Origin of the sequence: Bradyrhizobium sp. CB82, from assembly GCF_029714405.1 — a bacterium.
Lineage (GTDB): Bacteria > Pseudomonadota > Alphaproteobacteria > Rhizobiales > Xanthobacteraceae > Bradyrhizobium.
Map to the genome: position 1 here is coordinate 5,196,762 of NZ_CP121650.1, position 25,910 is coordinate 5,222,671.

The 25,910-nt window shown below is 63.5% G+C and carries 23 protein-coding genes and 1 pseudogene; 5 read left to right on the forward strand and 19 right to left on the reverse strand.

Going from position 1 to position 25,910, the window contains the following annotated elements; all coding sequences use genetic code 11:
- Positions 1 to 115: 115 nt before the first annotated feature.
- The 4 genes from QA640_RS25335 to QA640_RS25350 form a co-directional block, all read right to left on the reverse strand.
- Positions 116 to 856, reverse strand: coding sequence for a carbonic anhydrase (locus tag QA640_RS25335; RefSeq protein WP_283035659.1), 741 nt, complete (start codon positions 854 to 856; stop codon positions 116 to 118).
- A gap of 100 nt (positions 857 to 956) precedes the next feature.
- Positions 957 to 1,451 carry a hypothetical protein gene (locus QA640_RS25340; RefSeq protein ID WP_283035660.1) on the reverse strand — a complete coding sequence of 165 codons (495 nt, stop codon included), beginning with the start codon at positions 1,449 to 1,451 and terminating at the stop codon, positions 957 to 959.
- A gap of 135 nt (positions 1,452 to 1,586) precedes the next feature.
- Complete coding sequence (dnaE, locus tag QA640_RS25345; protein ID WP_283035661.1) at positions 1,587 to 5,090, reverse strand: DNA polymerase III subunit alpha; 3,504 nt, start codon at positions 5,088 to 5,090, stop codon at positions 1,587 to 1,589.
- Positions 5,091 to 5,565: 475 nt separating this feature from the next.
- Entirely contained in the window at positions 5,566 to 6,294 is a 729-nt protein-coding gene (locus tag QA640_RS25350) for an outer membrane beta-barrel protein (RefSeq protein ID WP_283035662.1), read from the reverse strand.
- Between the two features lie 985 nt (positions 6,295 to 7,279).
- Between QA640_RS25350 and QA640_RS25360 the strand changes: the two genes are divergently transcribed.
- Positions 7,280 to 8,425, forward strand: a complete 1,146-nt coding sequence (locus tag QA640_RS25360) for a PAS domain-containing sensor histidine kinase (protein ID WP_283042881.1) — start codon at positions 7,280 to 7,282, stop codon at positions 8,423 to 8,425.
- 20 nt (positions 8,426 to 8,445) lie between these two features.
- Here QA640_RS25360 and QA640_RS25365 read toward each other — a convergent pair whose 3' ends face one another.
- Positions 8,446 to 9,381 carry a hypothetical protein gene (locus QA640_RS25365; RefSeq protein ID WP_283035663.1) on the reverse strand — a complete coding sequence of 312 codons (936 nt, stop codon included), beginning with the start codon at positions 9,379 to 9,381 and terminating at the stop codon, positions 8,446 to 8,448.
- A gap of 140 nt (positions 9,382 to 9,521) precedes the next feature.
- Positions 9,522 to 10,295: a helix-turn-helix transcriptional regulator gene (locus QA640_RS25370; protein ID WP_283035664.1), complete on the reverse strand. Its 774-nt coding sequence runs from the start codon at positions 10,293 to 10,295 to the stop codon at positions 9,522 to 9,524.
- 113 nt (positions 10,296 to 10,408) lie between these two features.
- Between QA640_RS25370 and QA640_RS25375 the strand changes: the two genes are divergently transcribed.
- The gene (locus QA640_RS25375) at positions 10,409 to 11,488 is read left to right on the forward strand and encodes a zinc-binding alcohol dehydrogenase family protein (protein WP_283035665.1); all 1,080 of its coding nucleotides are present in this window, start codon (positions 10,409 to 10,411) and stop codon (positions 11,486 to 11,488) included.
- Positions 11,489 to 11,757: 269 nt separating this feature from the next.
- On the opposite strand, the gene QA640_RS25380 is transcribed toward QA640_RS25375, so the two are convergent.
- The 9 genes and pseudogenes from QA640_RS25380 to QA640_RS25420 all read right to left on the reverse strand — a co-directional run bounded on the left by QA640_RS25380 (position 11,758) and on the right by QA640_RS25420 (position 18,954).
- Positions 11,758 to 12,456 carry an ABC transporter ATP-binding protein gene (locus QA640_RS25380; protein ID WP_283035666.1) on the reverse strand — a complete coding sequence of 233 codons (699 nt, stop codon included), beginning with the start codon at positions 12,454 to 12,456 and terminating at the stop codon, positions 11,758 to 11,760.
- Positions 12,457 to 12,463: 7 nt separating this feature from the next.
- On the reverse strand, positions 12,464 to 13,744 hold the full coding sequence (locus QA640_RS25385; protein ID WP_027523839.1) for a lipoprotein-releasing ABC transporter permease subunit: 1,281 nt from the start codon (positions 13,742 to 13,744) through the stop codon (positions 12,464 to 12,466).
- 73 nt (positions 13,745 to 13,817) lie between these two features.
- Positions 13,818 to 15,137: a proline--tRNA ligase gene (gene proS, locus QA640_RS25390; RefSeq protein WP_283035667.1), complete on the reverse strand. Its 1,320-nt coding sequence runs from the start codon at positions 15,135 to 15,137 to the stop codon at positions 13,818 to 13,820.
- 175 nt (positions 15,138 to 15,312) lie between these two features.
- Positions 15,313 to 15,642 (reverse strand): annotated as a pseudogene (locus tag QA640_RS25395) (copper-binding protein); the annotation flags it as partial.
- Positions 15,643 to 15,647: 5 nt separating this feature from the next.
- Positions 15,648 to 16,181, reverse strand: coding sequence for a copper chaperone PCu(A)C (locus QA640_RS25400; RefSeq protein WP_283035668.1), 534 nt, complete (start codon positions 16,179 to 16,181; stop codon positions 15,648 to 15,650).
- Positions 16,182 to 16,203: 22 nt separating this feature from the next.
- Positions 16,204 to 17,136, reverse strand: coding sequence for a copper homeostasis membrane protein CopD (gene copD / locus QA640_RS25405; protein ID WP_283035669.1), 933 nt, complete (start codon positions 17,134 to 17,136; stop codon positions 16,204 to 16,206).
- A gap of 14 nt (positions 17,137 to 17,150) precedes the next feature.
- A complete protein-coding gene (locus QA640_RS25410; protein WP_283035670.1) occupies positions 17,151 to 17,519 on the reverse strand; it encodes a copper resistance CopC family protein in 369 nt (122 codons plus the stop codon).
- Positions 17,520 to 17,522: 3 nt separating this feature from the next.
- Positions 17,523 to 18,524, reverse strand: coding sequence for a hypothetical protein (locus QA640_RS25415; RefSeq protein WP_283035671.1), 1,002 nt, complete (start codon positions 18,522 to 18,524; stop codon positions 17,523 to 17,525).
- 55 nt (positions 18,525 to 18,579) lie between these two features.
- On the reverse strand, positions 18,580 to 18,954 hold the full coding sequence (locus tag QA640_RS25420; RefSeq protein WP_283042882.1) for a DUF2946 family protein: 375 nt from the start codon (positions 18,952 to 18,954) through the stop codon (positions 18,580 to 18,582).
- A gap of 1,005 nt (positions 18,955 to 19,959) precedes the next feature.
- On the opposite strand from QA640_RS25420, the gene QA640_RS25430 reads away from it, so the two are divergent.
- The 3 genes from QA640_RS25430 to QA640_RS25440 are packed head-to-tail and all read left to right on the forward strand — an operon-like array spanning position 19,960 to position 23,533.
- Positions 19,960 to 20,982, forward strand: a complete 1,023-nt coding sequence (locus tag QA640_RS25430) for a sugar ABC transporter substrate-binding protein (protein WP_283035672.1) — start codon at positions 19,960 to 19,962, stop codon at positions 20,980 to 20,982.
- A 7-nt stretch (positions 20,983 to 20,989) separates the two neighbouring features.
- Positions 20,990 to 22,492, forward strand: a complete 1,503-nt coding sequence (locus tag QA640_RS25435; RefSeq protein ID WP_283035673.1) for a sugar ABC transporter ATP-binding protein — start codon at positions 20,990 to 20,992, stop codon at positions 22,490 to 22,492.
- 12 nt (positions 22,493 to 22,504) lie between these two features.
- On the forward strand, positions 22,505 to 23,533 hold the full coding sequence (locus tag QA640_RS25440; protein WP_283035674.1) for an ABC transporter permease: 1,029 nt from the start codon (positions 22,505 to 22,507) through the stop codon (positions 23,531 to 23,533).
- 40 nt (positions 23,534 to 23,573) lie between these two features.
- Here QA640_RS25440 and mtnK read toward each other — a convergent pair whose 3' ends face one another.
- The 4 genes from mtnK to mce all read right to left on the reverse strand — a co-directional run bounded on the left by mtnK (position 23,574) and on the right by mce (position 25,856).
- Positions 23,574 to 24,863 (reverse strand): S-methyl-5-thioribose kinase, encoded by a 1,290-nt coding sequence (gene mtnK, locus QA640_RS25445; RefSeq protein ID WP_283035675.1) that lies wholly within the window; start codon positions 24,861 to 24,863, stop codon positions 23,574 to 23,576.
- 32 nt (positions 24,864 to 24,895) lie between these two features.
- Positions 24,896 to 25,030 carry a hypothetical protein gene (locus QA640_RS25450; protein WP_283035676.1) on the reverse strand — a complete coding sequence of 45 codons (135 nt, stop codon included), beginning with the start codon at positions 25,028 to 25,030 and terminating at the stop codon, positions 24,896 to 24,898.
- Positions 25,031 to 25,166: 136 nt separating this feature from the next.
- Positions 25,167 to 25,442 (reverse strand): DUF1467 family protein, encoded by a 276-nt coding sequence (locus QA640_RS25455; RefSeq protein ID WP_283035677.1) that lies wholly within the window; start codon positions 25,440 to 25,442, stop codon positions 25,167 to 25,169.
- 9 nt (positions 25,443 to 25,451) lie between these two features.
- Positions 25,452 to 25,856, reverse strand: a complete 405-nt coding sequence (mce, locus tag QA640_RS25460) for a methylmalonyl-CoA epimerase (RefSeq protein ID WP_283035678.1) — start codon at positions 25,854 to 25,856, stop codon at positions 25,452 to 25,454.
- Positions 25,857 to 25,910: the final 54 nt, after the last annotated feature.

The window sequence follows — 25,910 nt, forward strand, 5'->3', positions numbered from 1 at the left end:
TTTGAACGACAAGCGCTTGGATTGAGGCGACGGCATGGCCGCACCCCGCCGCCCGTCAGCCCCATGTCAGGTTCGCGATTGCGGAACGGCGGGGCCAGATGTTCCCAGCTTCTGCCTACCCCTGGACGATCAGGTCGACGGTGCCCGTGGCCAGGCGGTAGATGCCGCCGGCGACCTTGAGCTTGCCCTGCTCGACCGCGGCATTGAGGATCGGCGCCGCCGACTTCAGCTTGGCGACGTTGTCGATCACGTTTTGCCGGATCGCCACATCGAGTGCGTTCCCGCCCTGTTGCATGGCCGCCTTGGCGGCCGGCGCGATCGCCTCGACCAGCGAGGGAATGTGTCCGGGCGGCGACGTGTTGTCCTTGAGCGCTTTGAGCGTCGCATCGACAGCGCCGCAGGCGTCGTGACCCAGCACCAGGATCAGCGGCGTGTTGAGCACGGCGACCGCATATTCCATGCTGGCGATGGTTTCGGTGCCGGCGAAATTGCCGGCCACGCGACAGACGAAGAGATCGCCGCGGCCGGTGTCGAAGGCGTATTCCGGAGCGATACGCGAGTCGGCGCAGCTCAACACGGCTGCGAACGGATTCTGGCCGCCGACCAGCGCTTCACGCTCATGCTTGAAATCGTGGCGGCGCGTGACGCCGTCGACATATCGGGCATTGCCGTCCATCAACCGCTTCAACGCGGTGTCCGGCGACAGCACGTTCTGCGGCTTGGGTGGCGATTTGGTCTCCTTGGCCAAAGCGGCCCCGCCCACGGCCAGCCCGAGCGCCGAGGCAACAAAGACCATCGCGGACCGCCGCGAGGGCGCGATGTGATTGATCGGATTTTCAGAGCATTTGTCGCACATGGTTCGCTCCCAGCTTCAATGGCCTGACGGCTCGGCGCAGACGAGCAATTTTACATGCCGCCTGCGACGGCGTCACGAAGCCCGATGTCGAGGTGCGCCCCTACTCCGCCAGCCGCAGCTCCGCGATCGTCGTCCGCGCAGCCGTTTCCTCCAGTGGCAGGAAATCCATCGGCCCCTGGTTCTTGTAACCGGAGGTCATCGCCAGCGTGAGGCCATATCCGAGCAATCCCGTACTCGCATTCGCGATCACAGCACTCTTTCGCTCGCTCATGCGCGCCACGAAAAACAGGGTCTGGCCCGATTGCGCGGCGAAATCGACGTGCGTGACGCCGGGGAAGCCCGGCTCTTCCGCCACGAACTGATGCTGGCCGGCCGGGCGATCGGCATAGACGTATGTCCCGGTCTTGAGGCCGGCGAGCGGCTTGCCATCAAGGGTAAATCCCCAGCCCGCATCGGCAAGGCCGCCATAGCCCTTTTCGCGCAGTACAACGATGCGCGCCTGTCCCGCCTTTGGAGGCCCAATTTTTCGCAAGGTCTCCGAATAGTCCAGACCGCTCCTTGCGGTCTCACAGCCACACAGCAACGCCGCTGCCATGAGCAGCACAAACCCACGCAGTAACATTACGTCCCCCAGTATTCCCCAGGCGTATGCTAGCTGGAAACATCGCCTGGTTGCAACAACACCGGCGCAACCACCGGGGGAAACGCACAGGCCGCAACCATGCGGCAGCTAAAGCTGCTGCACGTCGACGACGCCCGCGACGGCCTTGATCGCGCCTGCGATCTGCGGCGAGACCTTGAAGCGGCCGGGCAGCTTCATCTCCACCTCGGTCTCCAGATCGAGCATCATCACCAGCGACACCTCGCCGTCGCCGTTGGAGCGCGGCGCGGTGCCGGGGCTGCCCACCTTTGGCGCGGCGCCGTTCGAGGGCGCGGCGTCGGGACCTGCAAGCCGCCGCGCGATGGATTCCAGCGGCTTGGTGTCGCGCAGGAAGATGCGCAGCCCCTTCTGCGTCTTGGCGGCGGCGTCATCGAGCGGCTCGGCGTGCAGCACGCGCGCGCGAACGTCCTCGCCCTGCAATTCCGCACCGAGTTGTAGCAACACCGCAGCGCCGGGTTCGAGCACGTCGCGATATTGCGCAAGCCCTTCGGAGAACAGCACCGCCTCGAAATGCCCGGTCGGGTCGGACAGGCCCATGATGCCCATCTTGTTGCCGGTCTTGGTGCGCCGCTCCATGCGTGACACCACGGTGGCGGCGACCTTGCCGGCGGTCGCGCCGGTCTTCACCGCGCGAGAAAACTCCGCCCAGCTCTGCACGCGCAGGCGCTTCAGAACGGTCGCGTAGTCGTCGAGCGGATGGCCCGACAGGAAGAACCCGATCGCGTCATATTCGCGCCGCAGCCGCTCCGCCGGCAGCCAGGCCTCGATCTGCGGCAGCATGATGGTGGGTGCATCCGATGCGCCTCCGAACATGTCGTTCTGGCCGATGGTGGCGGCCTCATGCGCGCGCTGGCAGGCGGCGAGGATCGCATCCGCACCGGCAAAGACGCGCGCCCGGTTCGGCTCCAGCGTGTCGAAGGCACCGGCGGCGGCTAAGCTCTCGATGATGCGCTTGTTGATCGCGCGTGGCGACACGCGCGCGGCGAAATCGGCAAGCGAGGTGAACAGCCCGCCTCGGGTGCGCTCCTCGATGATCTGCTCGACGGCCTGAAGGCCGACGCCCTTCAGCGCGGCGAGCGCATAGAAGATTGTCTTCTCGCCGACCTCGAAGGTCGCGCCAGAGCGGTTGACGTTCGGCGGCTCGACCTTGATGCCGAGGCGCTGCGCCTCGGAGCGGAATTCGGAGAGCTTGTCGGTGTTGTTGAGGTCGAGCGTCATCGACGCCGCGATGAACTCCACCGGATAATGCGCCTTCATGTAGGCGGTGTGGTAGGACACCAGCGCGTAGGCTGCCGCGTGGCTCTTGTTGAAGCCGTAGTCGGCGAATTTGGCGAGCAATTCGAAGATCGTCTCGGCCTGCGCCTTCGGCACGCCGTTCTTCACCGCGCCGGCGACGAAGATGTCGCGCTGCTTGTCCATCTCGGCGCGGATCTTCTTGCCCATCGCGCGGCGCAACAGGTCGGCGTCGCCGAGCGAATAGCCCGACATCACCTGCGCGATCTGCATCACCTGTTCCTGGTAGATGATGACGCCGAACGTCTCCTTCAGGATCGGCTCCAGCACGGGGTGCAGATATTCCGGCTCCTCGTCGCCGTGCTTGCGCGCGCAATAGGTCGGGATGTTCGCCATCGGGCCCGGGCGATACAGCGCGACCAGCGCGATGATGTCCTCGAAACGGTCGGGGCGCATGTCGATCAGCGCGCGCCGCATGCCTTGACTTTCAACCTGGAACACGCCGACCACGTCGCCGCGGGCAAGCATCTGGTAGCTCTCGGCATCGTCGATCGGCAGCGTGGCGAGATCGACGTGGATGTCGCGCGGCTTCAAGAGCTTCACTGCGACGTCGAGCACGGTCAGCGTCTTCAGGCCGAGGAAGTCGAACTTCACGAGGCCCGCGGGCTCGACCCATTTCATGTTGAACTGGGTCACCGGCATGTCGGATTTGGGATCGCGGTAGAGCGGCACGAGCTCGCTCAAGGGGCGATCCCCGATCACGATGCCGGCCGCATGCGTCGAGGCGTGGCGCGTCAGGCCTTCGAGGCGCTGGGCGATGTCGAAGGCGCGCGCCACCACCGGGTCTTCATCGCGGAACGCCTGCAGCTTCGGCTCGCTCTCGATCGCGGCCGCGAGTGTGACGGGCGCGGCCGGGTTCTGCGGCACCAGCTTGGTCAGCTTGTCGACCTGCCCATAGGGCATTTGCAGCACGCGCCCGACGTCGCGCAGCACGCCGCGCGCCTGGAGCGTACCGAAGGTGATGATCTGCGCGACCTGGTCGCGGCCGTAGCGCTGCTGCACATACTGGATCACCTCGCCGCGGCGGTCCTGGCAGAAGTCGATGTCGAAGTCCGGCATCGAGACGCGCTCGGGATTGAGGAAGCGCTCGAACAGCAGGCCGAACTTGATCGGATCGAGGTCGGTGATGGTCAGCGCCCACGCAACCAGCGAGCCCGCACCGGAGCCGCGGCCCGGCCCGACCGGAATGCCCTGCGACTTCGCCCATTTGATGAAGTCGGACACGATCAGGAAGTAGCCCGCATATTTCATGCGGGTGATGACGTCGAGCTCGAAGGCGAGCCGCTTGTTGTAGTCCTCCTCGGTCGTGCCCTGCGATAACCCATGCACGCGCAGACGGTTGGCAAGCCCCTCCTCCGCCTGCCGCTTCAGCTCGGCCGCCTCGACCGCGGCCGCATCGGAACTGCCTGCGGCACCGACGGTGAAAAACGGCAGAATCGGCTTGCGCGTCATCGGGCGGAACGAGCAGCGCTCGGCGATCTCGATCGTCGAGGCAAGCGCTTCCGGAATGTCGGCGAACAGCACGGCCATCTCGGCCCGCGTCTTGAAGCGGTGATCGGGCGTGAGCTGCTCGCGATCGCTCTCGGCGATCAGCCGCCCGCCGGCGATGCAGAGCAGCGCATCGTGCGCCTCGTAATCGTCCGTCGAGGCGAAGTACGGCTCGTTGGTCGCAACCAGCGGCAGGCCTTTTGTGTAGGCGATGTCGATCAGCCCGCTCTCGATGCGGCGCTCCTTGTCGATGCCATGGCGCTGCAATTCGATGTAGAGGCGGTCGCCGAACAGACCGGCGAGCCGCTCGCAGCGCTCCGCGGCGAGCTCCGCATGGCCGACCCCGAGCGCAAGCGAGATAGGACCGTCCGGGCCGCCCGTCAGCGCAATCAGGCCGTCGGTCTCGCCATCAAGCCAATCGAACTTGATGAACGGCGCGTGGCTGTCGGGCGTCTCCAGGAACGCGCGCGAGTTCAGCCGCATCAGGCTGCGATAGCCGCGCTCTTGGGCTGCCAGCAGCACGACCCGCGAGGGCGGAATCGCATTACGCGCGTTCGGATCCTGGTCGCCGAAATCGATCGCGAGCTCGCAGCCGACGATCGGCTGGATACCCGAGCCCGCCATCTTGTCGGAGAACTCCAGCGCACCGAACATGTTGTCGGTGTCGGTCAGCGCCAGCGCCGGCTGATGGTCCTTTTTCGCAAGCTCGGCGAGCTTGGCGATCTTGATCGAGCCCTTGAGCAGCGAATAGGCCGAGTGAACGTGAAGATGGACAAATCCGGCGCTCGGCATGGTCGCTTAAGGCCTCCTGGGCATCGTGGGAACGCCAGCCGGACCAGGGCGCAGCATGCGCGCTTCGCGGGCCCGACTCGCCCCACAATGGTGGTGCCTCGGCCCCCCGGAGTCCACGGCGACGGCGCACATTCCTCGTGCCGTCCCGTTTTTCAACAGGGGGGCCGCCGATCGCCGCTCAGAGCTGGGGAATCACCTGCGCCCAGATCGCGATCATCCCGACGAACAGCGTGATCGATGCCAGTGCAGCGGCTTCTTCCACGAAGATCTTCAACATGGCCTTGCTCCCTCGCTAGAACATAGAGAGAACATTGTTCTGTTTTTGTTCCAAGAGTCAAGCAGCGCGACGGCAGCCGCGGCCCCGCTTCGCACCCAATGGTTAACTCGATGAATTCTCGAAAGAAAAAAGCCCCGGCGCAAGGCCGGGGCTTTCGCAAACCGCTCCGGAAGAGCGATCGATATCAGTACACGCCAATCAGTACCTGGGGGCGGTCGGGCCGCCGAACCTGTAGTTCAGGCGGACGAGGCCCATGTCGACGTCCTGACGGATGCGGTCGGTACCCACGAGACCCGTGAAGGTGACGTCCTTGTCGGCCAGGAAGATGTGGTTGTACTCGACGCCAACCGACCAGTTCGGAGCGAAGCCGTATTCGAGGCCGGCACCGACCGTGCCACCCCAACGGGTCTGGCTGGTCGAGCCGAGCAGCGCGCCCGTTGCGGTGCTGAAGACGTCGTACTTGTCGCTGACCACAGCCGCGCCGCCCTTCACATAGAGCAGCACGTTGTTCCAGGCGTAGCCGACCTGACCGGTGATCAGACCGAACGCGTCGATCTTGGTGCGATTGCGGTCACCCGCGAAGATGTTGCTGACGTTGTCGCCGGAGAAGTCGGCCCAGTTGCCCTGGCCTTCAACCCCGAACACCCACTGTCCGGCCTGCCAGCGATAGCCGATCTGACCACCGACGGTGCCGCCGGTCGCGTTGTGCGAACCTTCCGAGCCGACGCCGACGAAATCCCAGGTGGTGTGAGCCGAACCGCCACCGCCGTTGATACCGATGTAGAAGCCGCTCCAGTCGTAGATCGCGGCGATCATCGGAGGCGGAGCCTTCGTGTAAGGCCGTGCTGCGAGGTCAGCAGCCACCGCCGGCGCAGCCGCGCTGAGCGCGACGAGGCTCGCAGTGACAAGCAACAAACTCTTCTTCATTTGATTCCCGTTCCAGTTTCTTCGTAAAGGCCCCCGGGCCGTGCGCACCTCTTAACAGCGATCGACGGAATTGCTGTAACCGCAACGCAACAGTTCAGTCCAAAGGACCCGCTGTATTAATGAATGTTTAGTTGCATTCATGGACCCCTTAATAATCCAGTATTTGCAGCGACTCCGGCATCGATCGTACGACGCTTTGACGCACGCGCCCGCGCATCGGGAACGAGTCACATCTTGGTGTAAAGGAATAGTGTGGCGCGCCGACTTCTTTTTTCCGCATTGCCGCCGCAATTGCGCACGCGCGCGCTGCAACTTGCGTGAAAGACATTCATGGAACCGGGATCACCTCACGGTCGAGAAGCCCGCTATACACAAGTATAGTCGTCACGAGCCATATTCCTGATCGATCATTGGCCGCCTCAGGCCAGGTTCGACCCGCTGTTCACCGACCGCCGGGGCTATATTGCCGCTCCGGGCCAGGGACAGCTCCGCTACCCGTCGTAAGAAACGAGCTGGTTTGATCCATCGCTCTTTCGCAAGGTCGACCATGCGAGATACCGTTCAAGCGCCATCGGCCGGGTTCGATTTGGACCAGCGCAAGCGCCCCGAGGAGGCGTTGCGCGAGAGCGAGGAGCGCTTTCGCACCTTGGTGCAATTCTCCTTCGACGTGTACTGGGAAACCGACGCGCAACATCGCTTCATCCGCCAGGAGTTCGCTGAGACGCTTTCCGAGCCGCCGGTCGCCGAAATTGGCAGGACGCGGTGGGAAGTGCCTTACCTGGAGCCGGATGCAGAGGGCTGGCGCAAGCACCGCGAGATGCTCGATGCCCACCTCCCGTTCCGCGATTTCGAGCACGCGCGACCAACGCCCGATGGCGGCAAGCGCTACACGTCGGTCTCCGGGCTGCCAGTCTTTGACGAAACCGGGCGCTTCCTGGGCTACCGCGGTGTCGGGCGCTACATCACCGAGCGCAAGCGCGCCGAATTGGCCCTGCGCGAGAGCGAGGCCCGTTTCCGCACCTTCGTGGACCACGCGACGGACATGTTCATGCTCCACGATGATGACGGTCGCGTTCTCGACGTGAACCGAAATGCTTGCGAGAGCCTGGGCTATCGCCGGGACGAACTGATCGGGGTCACTGCGCTTTTCTTCGATCTGGAGATGGATGAAGCGAGCTGGCGGATCAACCGCGAGCGCCTCAAGGCAGGCGACATCGCAACACTGGAGAGTCACTATCGCCGGAAAGACGGCTCCGTGTTTCCTGTCGAAGTCCGCATGCGGGAGTTCTGCGAAGGCGGCCAGCGACAGATCATCTCCCTGAGCCGCGACATCACCGAACGTAAGCGGACCGCCGAGATCTTCCGCGAAATGCAGGCGGAACTGACACGCGCCAATCGCGCGGCAGCCATGGGACAAGTCACGGCTTCGGTCACACACGAATTGAGTCAACCGATTACCGCGATGCTCTGCAACGCAGAGGCCGCACTGAACTGGCTCGGATCGCTATCTCCGAATGTCGAGAGGGCCCAACGGGCGCTCGCATCCATTGTCGCAGACGCCAAGCGAGGCGGCGAAATCATCGGTTGGATCCGCTCCCTGATCAAGAGAACACCGGCGCGGAAAGAGAGCATTGACGTCAACGTCGCCATCCAGGACGTCATCACCATAGCTCGCAGCGAACTCTTCAAGCGCAGCGTCTTGCTCCAAACGGACCTCGCTCCGGGCTTGCCGCTCGTCGAGGGCTATCGCGTCCAACTGCAACAAGTGATTCTCAATCTGATCCTCAACGCGATTGAAGCAATGGACTGCCTCGACGAGGGAAGGCGCGAACTGCGGATCAGCACGGCCGCAGATGACTCGAACGGCGTTGTTGTTGCCGTGCGGGACAACGGTCCCGGATTTGACGCGGCAATGGTCGACCGCTTGTTCGAGCCCTTCTACACGACCAAGCCAGATGGGATCGGCATGGGCCTGTCTATCTGCCACTCGATCATTGAAGCACACGGAGGACGACTTTGGGCCGGTGCGAATGAACCACGGGGCGCCGTGTTTCAGTTCAATCTGCGTCCGGAACAGGGTGATCCGCGTCGCGATCAGCAATGCGGCGGCGCGCAATCGAACTGGAGTTGAAAAGACCTCAACGGGCGCTCTCACCACGCGTTGAGGTTGCTTACAAGCTGCTTGTCCAGGGATAAGCTTTCCATGCCACTGGAAAGCAAAATACCGCTTCGGTCATGGTGTCCACTCCCGGGCATATTCCGTTTGTGGTGCAAGAAGTGACCGACCTCGTGCGCCATGACGCCAATGAACGCTTCGCCATAGTCGAACGCGGGTGGATTGCCCTGGTCGACAACCACGCATACCTGCTCATCAGGCAGATACTCCCCAGCCGCCTCACTATCCATTGCATCATAGTCGCCGACGAGAAAGCACGTGAGATCGGTGCCGCGCCTCTTGAATGGTACGATATCTTTTCGAAAAACATCTCGCGAGATTTTTGGCCCCAGGGCTTTCTGGACCGTGATCCATGTGGCATCGACCGAGGTGAAAAAGATATTCGCCTGAGCCCCGAACGTCCAATTCAGCCTGGTGAGGAACCAGGGCACGTCATTCGGCGTCCATGTCGTGGCGTTGATTACTTTGCCCGATTGATCGAGGTGCTTGAGGAATTTGAACGCGATCGTGAAGTCTTTGCGCGGCAGAATGGCGACCTCCAACCTGATTTCTGTGTTGCCTCGCATGGCTTTGAGTTCCGGAATACCGACACCTTTGGCCGAGACCTTGAGGGCGCGCGCAAGGCCCTTCGGCCGTGCAGTGGCATATAGCGCTGTACGCAAACGCAGCAACTGATCTTCGCGCTCCTGGCTTCTTTGCTCCCTGAAGCGAGTGTTGATGTATTCCTGAGCGACGCGTTCGACCTGCTCGAGACGCACATCCTCGACCTGTAATCGACCGCGATCATACGATAGGCGAACGTCCTTGCTGTCGCGGAGGCAGACCAGGTTGAAGCCTCCCCGAGGAACGATCATGAAGCTTTGCGCAGCATACACACCAGAATGCTGCAAGAACTGAACGAAGCTCGCCATGACATTGCTTCCGGGTCGAACTACCGGAAGTGTATTGTCGATCCATGCCGGGTCAATGTCCGCTTTGGGGCCAAAAGCGGCATCGCTCCGACTGGTCGCGCGCTCGGCCCGCAGAAGCCGACGCTTGGCCCTTCTGCGCGCTAGACCGGCGTGTAGATGACAAGCTTCAACGCGGGATCGTCATTGGCCTGAAAGCTCGTGTGCTCGAAATGGAGCACGCCCTTGGTGGGATGGTTCATGGTCTTGCGGCCCGAGGCGGTGTTGCGGATTTCGTGCGCCTCCCACCATTTGACGAATTCAGGACTGCCTTGCCGCAGCCGCGTCAGCAGTTCCGCAAAAGCGGGATCGCCCGCCCAGACGTCGTGCGTCGCGCGAAACATCGCCACCATGCCCTTGGCCACGTCCGCCCAGCTCGCGCCGTAGGATTTTCGCGTCTGCTTGTTGGTCATCATGAGGAGCAGCGTGTTGCGATCCTGTTCCGGCAACCGGCCGAAGGCAAAAACTTCCTCGGCGGCGTCGTTCCAGGCCAGCACATCCCAGCGCCGTCCCGTAACGTAGGCCGGCTGATTCAGGCTCTCAATCATCCGCCGAATGGGCGGCGGCACGATCTCGGGCACGAATGCGCTCCTCGCGCCGTCGCGCGCCAGCGCCTTCAGATGCGCATGCTCGGTCCTGGAAAGGCGCAGCGCGCGGGCCAGCGCGTCGATCGTGGTGACCGACGGGCTCACGGTGCGGCCCTGCTCAAGGCGGATGTACCAGTCGACACCGATGCCGGCGAGCTGCGCCACCTCCTCGCGCCGCAGTCCTGCGGTGCGCCGCCTGTGGCCTGCGGGAAGGCCGACGGATTTTGGCGTCAGCTTCTCGCGGCGCGAGCGCAGGAAGTCGCCGAATTCGACACATCGGGGATCGGCCATGATCGCGTTCCGCCTGTTATGCAGGGTCGTTGGAATACTAGGATAATACCAGGCCTTCATGCGCCTTCAAGGCAGGCGCATATGCGCCTCAGTTCGAATATGAGGTGAACAACATGAAAGCCGCCGTCCTCAAATCCCTGGGAACACCGCTCGTCATCGAGGATGTTTCCGCTCCGGTGCTCGGCACCGGCGAAGTCATCGCCGACGTCGTCGCCACCCGCGTGCTGCCCTATCTGAACGAGGTTTTCAGCGGCGCGCGCAACTATGCGCTCGATCTGCCCGTGATCCCCGGCCCCGGCGGCATCGGCCGTGTCCGCGCGATCGGACCGGATGCGACGAAACTCGCCGTGGGCGACTGGGTATTCTGCGATCCGACCGTGCGCTCGCGCGACGACGCGATCTCGCCTGATATCACGCTGCAAGCCCTGAGCGCCCGCGACGAAGGCGGCATGAAGCTGCAAAAGCATTTTCGCCACGGATCGTTCGCCGAGCAGATGCGAGTGCCGACGGAAAACGTGAAGCGGCTCGGCGAGATCACCTCCGTCGAGGCCGCGCAATGGTGCGCGCTCGGCACGATGCTCGTGCCCTATGGCGGCTTCCTCGCGGCCGATCTCAAGCCCGGCGAGACCGTGCTGGTCAGCGGCGCCACCGGCAATTTCGGCAGCGCCGCCGTGGCGGTGGCGCTCGCCATGGGCGCGGCCTGCGTCGTGGCGCCGGGGCGCAACGAGAAGATCCTCGCCGATCTTGTGCGGCGCTTCGGCGCGCGCGTCAGACCCGTAAAGCTCTCCGGCAACGAGAGCGACGATCGCGAAACGATGAAGCGCGCCGCGCCGGGCCCAATCGACTGTGTGTTCGACATCATGCCGCCCTCGGTCAGTCCCGCGGTGGTGCGTACCGCGATCATGACGGTGCGCCCCAACGGACGCGTGGTGCTGATGGGCGGCGTCGGCATGGCCGGTGGACCCGGGCTCGAACTGCCCTACCCCTGGCTCATGCGCAATTGCATCACCATCCACGGCGTCTGGATGTATCCGCCGGATGCGGCGGTCCGCCTGATCGCGCTGGCGCGCTCCGGCCTATTGCGGCTCGACGAGTATGAGGTGACAGCGTTCGATCTCGACCACGCCAACGAGGCCGTGGCCCACGCCGCGGCCCATGCCGGCCCGTTCAAGATGACGGTGATCCGGCCGTAGCCTATTCCAATTTCGGCGTTACAAGCCTCTCATGGTGAGGAGAGCGGAACGCGCGTCTCGAACCATAGGCGCCCAACCGTGGCCTACATCCCTCGAGACGCCCGCTTCCGCGGGCTCCTCCGGATGAGGGGAGCAGAGCAATCGCAGTAAGCTACCCGAGGATGCATAGTGCCGGTGATTTGCCCGACGTGTCAAGCTGATTTCGTAAAATACGAAAGAGCCCACCTCGCCAGCGGCCGGCTCCTTTGCATGGGGTTGTTTTTCAGATTTTAGTCGAGTTCGACCACCTGGCCGTTGGAAAGCGACACCCGCCGGTCCATGCGGCCGGCGAGCTCCATGTTGTGGGTCGCGATCAGCATTGAGACCTGGGTCGCCTTCACGAGCTGCATCAGGGCCTGGAACACGTGCTCGGCGGTGCCGGGATCGAGGTTGCCGGTCGGCTCATCCGCGAACAGCACCCGCGGGGCGTTGGCGACCGCGCGGGCGATCGCGACGCGCTGCTGCTCGCCGCCCGACAGTTCGGCCGGGCGGTGGGTGATGCGGTCGCCGAGCCCGAGATAGGACAAGATGTCCTTGGCGCGCTTGACGCTCTCGGACCGCTTCAGGCCGCGGATCATCTGCGGCAGCATGACGTTCTCCAGTGCCGAGAACTCCGGCAGCAGCCGGTGCGACTGGTAGACGAAGCCGATCTCGGTGCGGCGAAGCTGCGTGCGCTCGATGTCGGGCAGTTGCGAGGTCGGGGAGCCCCCGACATAGACCTCGCCGGAGTCGGGCGCCTCCAGCAGCCCTGCGATGTGCAGCAGCGTCGACTTGCCCGAACCCGACGGCGCCACCAGCGCCACCGACTGTCCGGGCCACAGCGCGAGCTTGGCGCCGTCCAGAATGGTCAGCACGTTCTCGCCCTGCACGTACTGGCGCTTTATCTCGTGGAGATAAATGACCGGTACATCTTCCGTCCCCTGCTCCATCAGCCCCTCACTCGTACCGGAGCGCTTCGACGGGATCGAGACGCGCGGCGCGCCACGACGGGTAGAGCGTCGCAAGGAACGACAGCGTCAGCGCCATGATGACCACCGCAGTGGTCTCGCCGACGTCGATCTCGGCAGGCAGGCGGGACAGGAAATAGAGCTCCGGCGAGAACAATTCCGTGCTGGTGAGCCATGACAGGAACTGCCGGATCGATTCGATATTGAGGCAGATGACGAGCCCGACGAAGAAGCCGACGAGCGTGCCGACCACGCCGATCGAAGCGCCCGTAATCAGGAAGATACGCATGATCGAGCCTTGCGAGGCGCCCATCGTGCGCAGGATCGCGATGTCGCTGCCCTTGTCCTTCACCAGCATGATCAGACCGGATACGATGTTGAGCGCGGCCACAAGCACGATCATGGTGAGGATCAGGAACATCACGTTGCGCTCGACCTGCAGCGCGTTGAAGAAGGTCGAGTTGCGCTGCCGCCAATCGACCAGGAACACCGGCCGGCCGGCGGCCTCCGTCACCGACTTGCGAAACGCGTCGATGCGGTCGGGATTGGTGGTGAACACCTCGATCGCGGTGACGTCGTTGTTGCGGTTGAAATAGGCCTGCGCTTCCGGAAGCGGCATGAAGACGAAGCCGGCGTCATATTCGGACATGCCGATCTCGAACACGGCGACGATCTTGTACGGCTTGATCCGCGGCGTCGTGCCCATCGGCGTGACCGCGCCCTTCGGCGCGACCAGGGTGACGCTGTCGCCGGCATGAAGCGACAATTGATCGGCGAGCCGCCGGCCGATCGCCACGCCCTGCCCTTCGTCGAAATTCTCGATCGAGCCCTGCTTGATGTTCTTGGCGATCGAGGTGAGGTTATTGAGATCGTCGGCGCGTATGCCGCGCACCAGCACGCCCGATGCGTTGAACGGCGAGGAGGCCAGCGCCTGGCCGTCGACCACGGGCGCAGCGAGCCGCACACCGTCGACCTGGCTGATGCGCTCGGCGACGTCCTTCCAGTCGGTCAGCGGCGATTCCAGCGGCTGCACCAGGATGTGGCCGTTGAGGCCGAGGATCTTGTCGAGCAGTTCCTTGCGGAAGCCGTTCATGACGGCCATGACGATGATCAGCGTGGCGACACCAAGCATGATGCCCAGGAAGGAGAACCCGGCGATGACGGAGATGAATCCTTCCTTGCGGCGCGCCCGCAAGTAGCGCGCCGATAACATCCATTCGAACGGCGCGAAGGGCGCGGTTTGCACAGGCTCTGTCATGGTCTCATCCATCGCTCGATAATCCCATGATTCGGGGTCAATTGTGGCCGGATTGCCTGCCCCGCAATCGTGCGGTGGATAATATTCAACCCGTCAGGCGAGCGACCGCGTCGGCTGGCGACATGGTCTCGCGCGAACCGTCGGCGCGCCGCTTGATCTCGACCTTGCCGTCGGCGAGCCCCTTGGGTCCGATCATGATCTGCCAGGGGATGCCGATCAGGTCGGCGGCGGCGAACTTGGCGCCGGCGCGCTGGTCGGTGTCGTCATAGAGAACATCGACGCCCTTGGCCTGGAGCTCGGCGTAGAGCTTTTCGCAGGCCGCATCGACGGCGGCATCGCCCTGCTTGAGATTGAGCACGACGGCGCGGAACGGCGCCACCGCCTCCGGCCATTTGATGCCGGCGTCGTCATGGCAGGCCTCGATGATGGCGCCGACCAGGCGCGAGACGCCGACGCCATAGGAACCGCTATGGACCGGCACCTCGACGCCGTCCGGCCCGGCCACGAGTGCCTTCATCGGCTCGGAATATTTGGTGCCGAAATAGAAGATCTGGCCGACCTCGATGCCACGGGTGTTGAGCCGCTTGCCTTCGGGCACCTCCTGCTCGAAGCGCGCAGTATCGTGCACGTCTTCGGTCGCGGCATAGACCGAGGTCCACTGCTTGATGATCGGCGTCAGGTCGCTCTCATAGTCGACGTCCTCGCCCGGCACCGGCAGATCGAGCACGTCGCGATTGATGAAGACGCCGGACTCGCCGGTCTCGGCCAGCACGATGAACTCGTGACTGAGATCGCCGCCGATCGGGCCAGTCTCGGCACGCATCGGAATCGCCTTCAGCCCCATCCGCGCGAAGGTGCGCAAATAGGCGACGAACATCTTGTTGTAGGCGACGCGCGCGGCCGCCTCGTTGAGGTCGAAGGAATAGGCATCCTTCATCAGGAATTCGCGGCCGCGCATCACGCCGAAACGCGGACGCTGCTCGTCACGGAATTTCCATTGAATATGATAGAGATTGAGCGGCAGGTTCTTGTAGGACTTCACATAGGCGCGGAAGATCTCGGTGATCATTTCCTCGTTGGTCGGCCCGTACAGGAGCTCCCGCTTGTGGCGGTCCGCGATGCGCAGCATCTCCGGACCATAGGCATCGTAGCGGCCGCTCTCGCGCCAGAGATCGGCGAGCTGCAAGGTCGGCATCAGCACCTCGATCGCGCCGGAGCGATCCTGCTCCTCGCGCACGATCTGCTCGATCTTTTTCAGCACGCGGAAGCCGAGCGGCAGCCAGGCATAGATGCCGGCGGCCTCCTGCCGGATCATGCCTGCGCGCAGCATCAGGCGATGCGAAACGATCTCCGCCTCTTTCGGATTTTCTTTCAGGATGGGCAGAAAGAACCGGGACAACCGCATGGATATACTCGAAGAATCAGTGAGGGGTTGCAGTGAAACCGGATTGGGAGCGAAAACACAAGACCGGGAATGAGGAAAACCCGCTAACGCGGCGAAATTCCTGTCATTTTTCTGTCTCCTTGAAGTCCCGCTCGAAGACGCTGGCGGCGGTTTCGGATCCCCCGGGGCGAAGCCTTCAGCGCGGCGCGACCTCGAGCTCGTCCTCGAGCGTGATCTTCTCGAAATCGGTGACCAGCGCGTCGATGCGCACGTGCCAACGGCCGGCGAACGGCAGCTCGACCTTGCGCACATGCCAGTAGCCGTCACTGCCGAGCTCGGCGTCGTATTCGATCGGCTCGATGCCGCGCTCCGGCAGGCTCAGGGTCAGTGTCGCCTCCTTGGCGGAAAGCGGCGTCGCCCCACCCGTCATGAGTTGGAGGACAAAGTCATCGGTGCCGGCCTTGCCCGGCGAGACCAGGACCTGGAACATTGCCCTCTGACCGTGGATATGGATTGCCAGCGGCGTACCCATCACATCTTCATTCCCGAATGATCCGGCATTTTTTTCATATCCATGTGTCCGCCATGCTCACCGCCGCCCGGCGCCTGAGCGCCGACGGCCTGGACATCGAGGGTGACTGCCACCTTGCCGGCCTTCTCAAACTCCAGCGTGACCGGGACCTTGTCGCCCTGCTTGAGCGGCCCCTTCAGCTCCTGCATCATCAGATGATTGCCGCCAGGCGCGAGCTTGACCGTCTTGCCCGGCTCAATCGCAAGACCCTTGTCGATCGGGCGCATTTTCATCACGCCATTGTCCATCGCCATCTCGTGAACCTCGACCTTGCCGGCGATATCGGCCGAGACGGCAACGAGCTTGTCGGCCGCACTCCCCTTGTTCTCGATCGTGAGATAGCCGCCGGCAACCTTCGCGCCGCCTGGCGTCGCCCGGCTCCAGGCCTGCGTGATGACGAGATCGCCGGCCTTGACGTCGTCGGCGCGGCCGGGTGCGGCGAACGCCAGTGCCGAGAGGGCAGCGAGCGCGAAAATGCGGGAGAGCTTTTTCATTTGGCTAGCCTTTTTTCATCGTTCAGTTCACCAGGTGTATCGCGGGATGCATCGTGCCGAGCATCCCGACAATGGCGAGAATGGCGAGGCCGAGAGCGAGTTCGACGGCGCTATTGCGCGTAAGCCAGCGCAACGCGCCGCGCCCGGCCGGGACGAGCCGCGGCGTCAGCACCACCCGGTTGACCAGGGCGAGCACCAGCATGAGCGCGAACAGGACAAGCTTGAGCAGCAGCAGCCGTCCGTAGTCGGTGACGACCAGCGCGTGGACCGAGCCGACCAGGATGGCGGCGTTGATGAATCCCGTGAGCAGTAGCGTTGCCACACTCACCATGCCCATGATCGAAAATCGGCGCACGACGTCGTGGGCGAGCGAAATCACCTTGTTTCGGCGGGCCGCAGCCATGAACAGGATTAATGACGCCAAGCCACCGATCCAGGCCGCGCTGGCTGCCAGATGCAGCGTATCCGCGGCAAGATGCAGGTACCCTGCCTCGCCCGCGGTCGAGCCGGCATGGCCGCTCCAGGCGAGGCTTGCGGCAAATGCGAGCGCAGCCGCAAATCCCCCCCATCGCGCGATCGCCGTACGATCATAGGTGAGGCAAGCCGCCAGACAGATCGCAAGGCCTGCTCGAAGCGTCGTCACGTGGCCGAACTGCGTTTCGTTGATCACCGTCGACAACACATCCGCGGACATTGCCTCATCGAGCGGCATCCCGCTCATCGAGGCGGCCTGAAGCACGAGCCAGATCGCGCCGGAGATCACCGCGAAGCCAAGACCGAGCCACGCGACCCACAAGGTGGGCGCCTCGAACGACACAGCCGCGGCCTTCTCCGAGCGCACGACCGGCGCAACGATGACAGTCCGAAACATGACGTCTCCAACCGTGATCGCTGTCGCCGCGAAGTGCACGGCGCGCGTCGCGACCAACGCCGCTTCCGCTGCTGACCAGTCCATTGGGGGTCAGGCCTTCATGGACCGACCTGGAAGGTGAAGCTGCCGTCCGTCGTGTGGGTGTCCACGGACAGCACGCGCCAGTTCACGTGGTACGTGCCTGCCCCTGCCGCCTTCAGCGAGACAGACATCTGGTTGCCGCTGACGCGCGCCTTGCCGGCATCGACGCGCTGACCCGAGGGACCCGTGACGCTTATCGAGCTGAACGCGGCCTCCAGTTTCTGGGTGAACCAGAGCGTCACCTCGCGCGGGGGGCTTGCCACCTTGTTGCCGACGCGCGGCTCGGCGTGGTCGAGTTCGGCATGGGCGCTCACTTCGCCAGGCGTCAGCGAAGTCAGCAAGACGACCATGAACAGTATCGAAGAACTGAGGGATGAGCGTCGCATCGGTCAATTCCTTGCGAAGGGGTTGGCAGATTGGACCGGGCCACCGAAAAGCGGCTTGCCGATGCCGCGGGGATCAATGTCGTCGAGATAGAAGTGCAACTGTCCGATCACGCCGACATGTGTTCCGCTTTGCCGATTGATCGGAATCAGCGCCTCAACACCCACCTGATACTTGTTGCCGACCCAGATCACGCCGGGATTGATGGTGCCTGTCGTCGTCGTCCCCGAGGTGAGCGTGTTCGCAATCGGTGTTTGCAGATTGGCTTCGACGAGCGGGATCAGGTGATTGACGAACTCCGGCAGACCGAGGTCCACGACGGCGGATTTCAGGTAAGGCATGCTGTATTGGATCGTTGCGCCCCAGTTCAGCACGCGCGGATGAAATTCAGTATCGGCAGTCAAGTCGCCGGTATCGGGATCGATCCCGAACGTGGTCGTGAAATTCCTGGCAGGAATCGCGTAGCCGACCTGGCCGGTGACGGCGACAGGACGAAGCCAGGAGAACGTGTCCGGCAGGTCGCCGAGACCTTTGCCGAACCACAGCATCGGTGTATAGGTGTGGAAGGGATCGGCACCGACATTTTGCGCGCCGGTGCCGCCCCATTCGACATTGAGGCCGACCGACATCACGAATTCATGCGCGGGATCTTTGAAGACCCGGTACTTGAACGTGGTCTCGAGGTTCTGAAATCCGTTGGCGCCGGGGACGGTCGGGTCCGTTGGATTGAGAAAGGTGTAGGTCGAGCCGAACGACACCGCAAAATCCTCGGTGATGCGTTTGGAGAACTCGCCGGAGATGTCGCGCTGCCGAACGGGCGGGACATCGCCGGTCTTGAAGCTATCGACCGTTGGAATCGACAGCTCATCGTTGACGCCGGGATCATCGATGCCCAGCGTTGCCGGAAAGAAGCGGTTGCCAACGATCTCGTGGGCAACGCTTCCCGAATGAGGGACGAGCGCGAGGGCAAGCCCCAGAAGGCCCCCACGCGTATGACAGATGGACATTTGAGAATCTCCGCGATGTTAACGTGCGAATTCGGCGGTCGGTTGGCCGCCGGGCTCACGTCAACTGCGGAGGCGCTCGTGCGCGGGCGTTGGATCCGCCGCGCGATGTGACCGCGGCTGCCGCCTGCTCATGCCACAGCACAGCTTCAGCGAGCCGGAAAGGATTCGCGAACGCGGCCTGCGGCGAATCAAGCGGCGCATTGGCCTGCGCCAGGCAGCAGATCGAACAGCTTCCGGCATGTGTCGCCGGCACATTGGTTTGGCCGGCAGCTCCCGCGCCCGACGCATCTGTGCTGTGGCAGATCACCGCATTCTGAAGCGGATCGGCGACCGCAAGACCCGCGGCCCAGCAGGCGGCAATCGGCGCCAGCACCTGCATCGCGAGAGCGAGCAGGACTAGGGGCAGGAATTTTTGAAGCCGCGCGCGCATTGGCCGAACCATTCGTTCGCCTAGCAACTAAACACCGCGCCGAGCCCGAGTCGAGGTCACTTCGTCGGCCTGCTTGTGCGATCACAAATTTCTCGAAAACTGTGTTCGCCGCGCCCGGCCGCGGCGTGACGGTCCGGCATTTGAGGCAAATACGTGGCGGCCCCACCTTCACAGATTTCTTATATCTGTCATATACTTAGGGGGCAAAAAGCCTGATCATTTCGTTAGCTGCTCGAATTTTGAACAATCGTTGCCGAAAATGATGACAAGTGAGAAAAGTTGATCTAGCATCTCTTTGCTCAGGCTGGCCGCGAGGTCGAAGTCTGGTGGTCCAAGTCTCGGGAGGAGCCCCTGGCGCGCAAAACGCAGCGTCGCCCCGGCAATCAAGATCAAATCGCAGATATCGGGGATAATAGGGTCGACACAATTTTTGAGCGGGGCTAGGGCCCCGCTCTTTTTTTGTGCCGGCGTCCAACGCCCATGAACGCCTCAGCCAATCCGATCGAGAGAAGCCTCGAGCTTGCGGCGACGCGCTGCGAGGATCGAGCCTATCGGCGAGGTTTGCCGAGCATCCCGAAACACAGGTGATGGTCGCAAAGGCGGCGGCGAGCTTGGTCGGGGGGATGCTCACGATCGAGGCGGTCCGCGATTTCGCCGGCGAGCGCCGTGGACATTGCCGCACGATCCAGTGCGAATCGTCCTCTCGCATGACTACGGCACACCACGAGAGTTGTTCATCGAGTTCTTTCGCGTGATCCGTGATGTGCTGCGTGAGCTGCTGGGCGACGAATGGTCCGCTGATAGGGACGAGGCCTGGAAGAAACCACCCTCCGAGATCGCGGCCTTCGCCGGCATCCCGGCCGAACTCTCTTTGCGTTGCACCAAGGCGCAGCGTCGCTGTCCCACAAGCAGAGTGGGTAGCGTGAACCCATCGATTGTGAGACACTGCCCACCTTGGTAGCGCAAACAATGACGCTGCCAACGATAAAATCATGGGAGCGAGCGATGTCCGAGACGAAAGATTTCTCGACAACCAGGCGCGATCTTCTTCAGGCGGCAACCACCGCCGGCGCCGCGGCGGCCATCCTCGGCGGCATGGGGATCAACCCTGCACTTGCAGCCGAGATGGGACGTTCGGAGAAGCCGTTGAAGGCGGCATTCTCCAATGCAGGCTTGCAGGCCACTTGGTGTGCTCAGGGCAAGCAGGCAGCGGAATTCTGGGGCAAGCTGTTCAACGTCGAGGTGACCTGGTTCGACGGCCAGCTCGATGCGGTGAAACAGCGCGCCGCCATCGACAACATGGCCTCGCAGAAGTGGGACTTCGTGGCGATCCAGGCCTTCGGCATCGGCACCCTCACCCAGCCGGTGCAGAAGATGATCGATGCCGGCACGCCCGTCATCGACATGGACACGCTGATCGCCCCGCTCGACCAGATCAACGTGCATTCCTTCCTCGCCCCCGACAACGAGTTCATGGGCGCGTCCGTCACGCAGGCGCTCTGCAACGCCATGGGCGGCAAGGGCAAGATCATCATGACCCAAGGCGCGCTCGGCCATACCGGCGCGCAAGGCCGTGCCAAGGGTTTTAACTCGGTCGTCAAGCAATTCCCCAACATCGAGGTGCTCGACACCCAGCCGGCCGATTGGGACGTCTCCAAGACCGCGCGCCTGTGGGAGACCTATCTGACGAAATATCCGCAGATCGATGCGGCCTTCTTCCACAATGACGACATGGCGCTCGCCGCCTACAACATCATGAAGGCGCGCAACCGCACCAACATCCTGGTCGGCGGCGTCGATGCCATGCCGCCCGCGATTCAGGCGGTGAGCGAAGGGCGCATGTTCGCGACCGTGCGCAATCCCTCCTGCCGCATCCATGGGGGCGCCATCATCGCGGGTGTCGCCGCGGTCGTCGGTGGGGAGAAGAGCGGCCAGGGCATTCCGAAGAGCGTGGTGACGGACGGCCCGGTCGTGACCAAGGCGAATGCTGCCGGCATGCAATGGATGGAAGACCACTTCCTGATCTGATTCCTCCATGCCTGAAGGCCGTTCGCCGATCCTGGAACTACAGAGCATCACGAAGAGCTTTGGCGGCGTCGAAGCGCTTCGTGGTGTCGACTTTGCGTTGTACGCCGGCGAGATCCATGGTCTCGTCGGCGAGAACGGCGCCGGAAAAAGCACGCTGATGAAGATCATCGCCGGCGTGCACCCGGACTTCTTGGGGCGCTTCCTGGTCGACGGGAAGGAGACCCGGTTCCGCTCGGCCCGCGACGCGCACGCGGCCGGCATTGCCATGGTGCATCAGGAGCTCAGCGTCGCGCCGGACCTCTCGGTCGCCGAGAACGTCTTCCTCGGCAACCAGCCGACAAATCGGCTTGGGCTGGTGCAATGGCGGCGCATGGCGCGCGAGGCCGGCGAGCAGCTCGCCCGCTTCGGCATCGACGTCGATCCGATGACGCGGCTCGGCGACCTCCCGATCGGCCTCCAGCAGCTCATCGAGATCGCTCGCGTGCTGTTCTCCGGCGCGCGCATCGTCATCCTGGACGAGCCAACCTCGGCCCTCTCCCCGCCCGAGGTCGAGCGCCTCTTTGCGACGCTCCGCCGATTGCGCGACGAGGGCACCGGTATCGTCTTCATCTCCCACTTCATCGAGGACATTTTGCGCGTGTCCGACACGGTGACCGTGTTCCGCAACGGGCGGAAGGTCGCCGAGACCGCGGCCGGCACTACCACCAAGGGCGCCCTGATCGAAGCGATGATCGGCCGCGGCGGCGAGGCGCTCGAGCACAGCTACACCGACGACCTGATGCTGCCGCGCTCCGACGACGGGCCGGTCGTGCTGAAGGTCGATCAGCTGTCGCTCGCGCGCAGCCTCCAGGACGTCTCGTTCGAGGCTCGTTCCGGCGAGGTGCTGGGCATCTACGGCTTCATGGGCTGCGGGCAGCAGGAGCTGTCGCGCATCCTGTTCGGCAAGCTGAAGCCTGACAGCGGGGCGCTGGTCGTCGACGGCGCGCCAAAATCCTTTGCCTCGACCGCGGCCGCGCGACGTGCGGGCGTCGCCCTGGTGCCCGAGAGCCGGCGTGCCATGCTGTTTCACCAGGAGCCGGTCTACAAGAACATCTCGATCAGCATTTTGGATCGCATTTCGGCCATGCTGCTCAAACCGGCGCAGGAGCGCGACATAGCCAGGCACCAGGTCGGGCAGTTGCAGATCAGGCCGCCGGTGGTCGGCCTCGACCTCGGCATGCTCTCCGGCGGCAATCAGCAGAAGGTGGCGCTGGCGAAATGGCTGACCTATCCGCCGCGGCTGCTCGTGCTGTGCGAGCCGACGCGCGGCATGGATGTCGGCGCCAAGAACGACGTCATCAACATCGTGCGCGACCTCCGCGCCAAGGGCCTTGCCATCATCGTGCTATCGACGGAGCCGGAGACGGTGCTGTCGCTGGCCGACCGCATCCTCGTGCTCAAGCGCGGCGCTGTGGTGCGCGAATTCAAGAACGAGCCGGTCAGCAAAGACCGCCTGTTGGAGGCGGCGTGACGGAGAAGCATAATGGCGAGCAGTGAAGCAGTTTCCGGAGTGGCCCGCCGGCCTCGCGGTGTCGGCTCCTTCCTGCGATCGCAGATGCGCAACATCGCGCCGTTTTTGACGCTGATCTTCCTCAGCCTGTTCTTCGCCTTCGCCAGCCCCTCCTTCGCCACGCTGGACAATCTCGGCAACATCCTCACCCAGGTGTCCGTGACCGGCGTGATCGCCGTCGGACTCACCTTCGTGATCCTCTGCGCCGAGATCGATCTCTCGATCGCCAGCATCGCCAACGTCACGGGTATTGCGGTCGCCTATTTCACTGTGCAGGAGTCCTACGTCAACATCGCCAACGTCCCGCTCCCCGGCGCCGTCGCGATCCTGCTCTCGCTGCTGCTATGCGCGGCCCTCGGGCTCGTCAACGCGCTGGGGCTGACCGTGATCGGCATCCCCTCCTTCATCATGACGCTGGCGATGATGCAGATCGCGGCTGGCATCTCCGCGCTGCTGGTACGCGGCCAGATCGCCTACAAGGTGCCCGATCTGATCGCAACGCTCGGCTCCGGCTCGATCGGCGGCATTCCATGGATCGTCATCGTCGCCGCGGTGATGCTGCTGGCGGGGCACCTCGTGCTGACTTACACCCGCTTCGGCCGCTACGTCTACATGGTCGGCGGTAACCGCGAGGCGGCCGAATATTCCGGTCTCAACGTCAAGCTGATCCTCGGCGTCGTCATGGTGATCTCGGCGGTCTGCTCCGGGATCGGCGGCATGCTCGGCGTCGCCCATTTCGGCAGCGCGCAGCAGAACGAGTTCGACACTTATCTGCTCGACTCCATCGCCGCCGTCGTGGTCGGCGGCACCAGCCTGTTCGGCGGCCGCGGCGGCATCGGCAACACAATCGTCGGCCTGTTCGTGCTCGGCGTGCTCAACAACGGCCTCGACCACGTCAACATCGACAGCTTCCTGAAGATCCTGATCCGCGGCCTGATCCTGCTGGCGGCGCTGATCATCAACGTCTATGCGCAGCGGCTCCGGGAGAAGGCGGCGGAGTAAGACATTTTTGGGCGAGGTGAAGAGAAGCCGCAGCGAGAACTCAATCCGCAAACTCCGGCTGCCAATCGCGGAGTTTTCGCGCGGCGCCGGTGACGTCCGTGATGCTCGGGAATGACCCCGTCTCCACCATCATCGCGCGCGCCAGCCGCACGGCGCGCGCCTCGCTGATCGCCCGTGTCCGCGCGTCCTCGATCAGCTCGAAGTCGATGTTGTGGGCGAGACCGAAGATCCGGCGGATGGTCTTTGCCGCCGCGAAGCCGACGGTATCGCCAAAGAGCCGCTGCATGTAAGCTTTCCGCTCGGCCTCCAGCCGCGCAGTTCCCTTCTCACCGGCGAACAGCGAGGCCGGATACGCATCGCCTGCCGCCTCGGTTCGCCAGAGCGCGAGGAATTTTCGTGCGAACTCGGTCCACACTTGCTCGACCGTTTCGAGCACCCAGCCTTCGAAACCACGCCGCTCACCGGGCGAGCGCTCGTGGCCGCTTGATGCGAAATAGGCCATCAGGAGGTTCGCGATAACGGCACCGACGTCAAAGCCCATCGGGCCAAAGAATGCGAATTCGGGATCGATCACCCGTGTCTCGCCGTCCGTGACCATGATCGAACCGGTGTGGAGATCGCCGTGGATCAGGGCCTCGGGGCCCGCCATGAATTTCAGCTTCAGCCGGGAGATCGCGACGTGCAACTCCATGTCCTCACGCAGGCTCGCGGCCCTCGCATCGAGGTAGGGCGCGGTCCAGCGGTTCTGCTCCGCCACGCGATAGGGATCAGTGAAGATCAGGTCCTCGGTGATCTTGCAGAGTGCGTGGTTGCCGGCAAAGGCTGCGATGCCGTCCTTCTTCTCTGCGGCGGTGAGCGCGAGATCGGAGGTGAAGAACAGCGTTCGCGCCATGAAGGTCGTGATGTCGTCGACGAAGCGCGGATAGTGCATGCCCGTGATCAGCCCCTTGCGCATGATGATGTGCGGCTCGAGCAGCTCCATCACCGTGAGCGCCAGCGCATCGCTGTGATGCAGCACTGCAGGCACGAGCCCAGGCGCAAGTTGCGCCTGTCGCGTCAGCGCCAGATATTCATAATGCGCGCGGGACAGCGGCAGCGGCCAGCTTTCCCCGACCAGGCGGACATAGGGCAGCGCCTGCTTCACGGCGACGCCGCCCCGTGCTCCCTTCACGATGAAGACGAGATTGAGATTGCCGTCGCCGACTTCCGTGATCGACCAGTCGCCCGGCGCGCCGCCCAGTGCCGCCACCAGCTTCGGACGGCCCGCGAGATAATCCCGCAGATCCGCCTCATGCAGAATCCGATAGTTCTCCGCCTGCCCCTGCGTCATGACGAGTCCTGCCCATGGTCTTGGCCGGATCGTCAGTCGCGCTCCAGGAAGCTCGAGCCGATGTCGGCCTTTCTTTTGATCGGATCGTAATCGCAATAGACGCTGTCCGCCACCAGCGTGTAGCTCCCAATGGCCGTATATTTGTCGAGCTTGACGGAGGCCGACAAAACCTAGAGCATGATCCGGAAAAGTGTGAAGCGGTTTTCCCTCGCGACAAACGCGGAACGCGTTTGCGCGGAGATCATGCTCAAACAATAACCTAAAGCGCGATGACGATTCATCCTAATCTCATCGCGCTTTAGTTTAGAACGGCATTCCCATCAATTTCGACAGGCGTTCGATCGAGAGATAGCCGGCATGATAGGCAGCCATGCCGATCGCAAAAACGATAGCCGAGAGCAGCGTGGTCCAGATCAGCTTGCGGCCCATCCCGGTGAGGATCGGCGCGCCCGGATCGGTGCCAGGTGCTCCGACGCCGTCCTCATGCTGGCTGCGCACGCCGAACGGCAGGGTCACGAACAGCGTGACCCACCAGAGCACGAAGTAGATCGCGACCGCGGTTGATATTTGGTAGGCCATGGCCCGGCCCTACGCCTGCTCGATCTCGACCAGCGCGCCGGAAAAGTCCTTCGGGTGCAGGAACAGCACGGGCTTGCCATGCGCGCCGATCTTCGGCTCGCCGTCGCCGAGCACCCGCGCGCCCTCCTTCACCAGCACGTCGCGTGACGTGACGATGTCGGCGACCTCGTAGCAGACGTGATGGATGCCGCCATCGGCATTGCGCTCCAGGAACTTTGCGATCGGCGAGGCCTCGCCCAGCGGCTCGATGAATTCGATCTTGGTGTTGGGCAGCGTCACGAACACGGTGGTCACCCCGTGCTCGGGCAGTGCCACGGCCTCGGAGATCGGCGCACCGAACGCGGCGCCATAGATCTTTGCCGCCTTGGCCGCATCCTTGGTCGCGATCGCCACATGGTTGAGCCGGCCCAGCATGGTTCTCTCCCTCAGAGGATGATCCGGAAAAGTGTGAAACGGTTTTCCGAAAAG

What these genes read in the sequence shown, in the direction of transcription:
- QA640_RS25335 (WP_283035659.1), bottom strand. Translation starts at nt 856, where the DNA reads ATGTGCGACAAATGCTCTGAAAATCCGATCAATCACATCGCGCCCTCG.
- QA640_RS25340 (WP_283035660.1), bottom strand. Translation starts at nt 1,451, where the DNA reads ATGGCAGCGGCGTTGCTGTGTGGCTGTGAGACCGCAAGGAGCGGTCTG.
- dnaE (WP_283035661.1), bottom strand. Translation starts at nt 5,090, where the DNA reads ATGCCGAGCGCCGGATTTGTCCATCTTCACGTTCACTCGGCCTATTCG.
- QA640_RS25350 (WP_283035662.1), bottom strand. Translation starts at nt 6,294, where the DNA reads ATGAAGAAGAGTTTGTTGCTTGTCACTGCGAGCCTCGTCGCGCTCAGC.
- QA640_RS25365 (WP_283035663.1), bottom strand. Translation starts at nt 9,381, where the DNA reads ATGGCGAGCTTCGTTCAGTTCTTGCAGCATTCTGGTGTGTATGCTGCG.
- QA640_RS25370 (WP_283035664.1), bottom strand. Translation starts at nt 10,295, where the DNA reads ATGGCCGATCCCCGATGTGTCGAATTCGGCGACTTCCTGCGCTCGCGC.
- QA640_RS25375 (WP_283035665.1), top strand. Translation starts at nt 10,409, where the DNA reads ATGAAAGCCGCCGTCCTCAAATCCCTGGGAACACCGCTCGTCATCGAG.
- QA640_RS25380 (WP_283035666.1), bottom strand. Translation starts at nt 12,456, where the DNA reads ATGGAGCAGGGGACGGAAGATGTACCGGTCATTTATCTCCACGAGATA.
- QA640_RS25385 (WP_027523839.1), bottom strand. Translation starts at nt 13,744, where the DNA reads ATGGATGAGACCATGACAGAGCCTGTGCAAACCGCGCCCTTCGCGCCG.
- proS (WP_283035667.1), bottom strand. Translation starts at nt 15,137, where the DNA reads ATGCGGTTGTCCCGGTTCTTTCTGCCCATCCTGAAAGAAAATCCGAAA.
- QA640_RS25400 (WP_283035668.1), bottom strand. Translation starts at nt 16,181, where the DNA reads ATGAAAAAGCTCTCCCGCATTTTCGCGCTCGCTGCCCTCTCGGCACTG.
- copD (WP_283035669.1), bottom strand. Translation starts at nt 17,136, where the DNA reads ATGGACTGGTCAGCAGCGGAAGCGGCGTTGGTCGCGACGCGCGCCGTG.
- QA640_RS25410 (WP_283035670.1), bottom strand. Translation starts at nt 17,519, where the DNA reads ATGCGACGCTCATCCCTCAGTTCTTCGATACTGTTCATGGTCGTCTTG.
- QA640_RS25415 (WP_283035671.1), bottom strand. Translation starts at nt 18,524, where the DNA reads ATGTCCATCTGTCATACGCGTGGGGGCCTTCTGGGGCTTGCCCTCGCG.
- QA640_RS25420 (WP_283042882.1), bottom strand. Translation starts at nt 18,954, where the DNA reads ATGCGCGCGCGGCTTCAAAAATTCCTGCCCCTAGTCCTGCTCGCTCTC.
- QA640_RS25430 (WP_283035672.1), top strand. Translation starts at nt 19,960, where the DNA reads ATGTCCGAGACGAAAGATTTCTCGACAACCAGGCGCGATCTTCTTCAG.
- QA640_RS25435 (WP_283035673.1), top strand. Translation starts at nt 20,990, where the DNA reads ATGCCTGAAGGCCGTTCGCCGATCCTGGAACTACAGAGCATCACGAAG.
- QA640_RS25440 (WP_283035674.1), top strand. Translation starts at nt 22,505, where the DNA reads ATGGCGAGCAGTGAAGCAGTTTCCGGAGTGGCCCGCCGGCCTCGCGGT.
- mtnK (WP_283035675.1), bottom strand. Translation starts at nt 24,863, where the DNA reads ATGACGCAGGGGCAGGCGGAGAACTATCGGATTCTGCATGAGGCGGAT.
- QA640_RS25455 (WP_283035677.1), bottom strand. Translation starts at nt 25,442, where the DNA reads ATGGCCTACCAAATATCAACCGCGGTCGCGATCTACTTCGTGCTCTGG.
- mce (WP_283035678.1), bottom strand. Translation starts at nt 25,856, where the DNA reads ATGCTGGGCCGGCTCAACCATGTGGCGATCGCGACCAAGGATGCGGCC.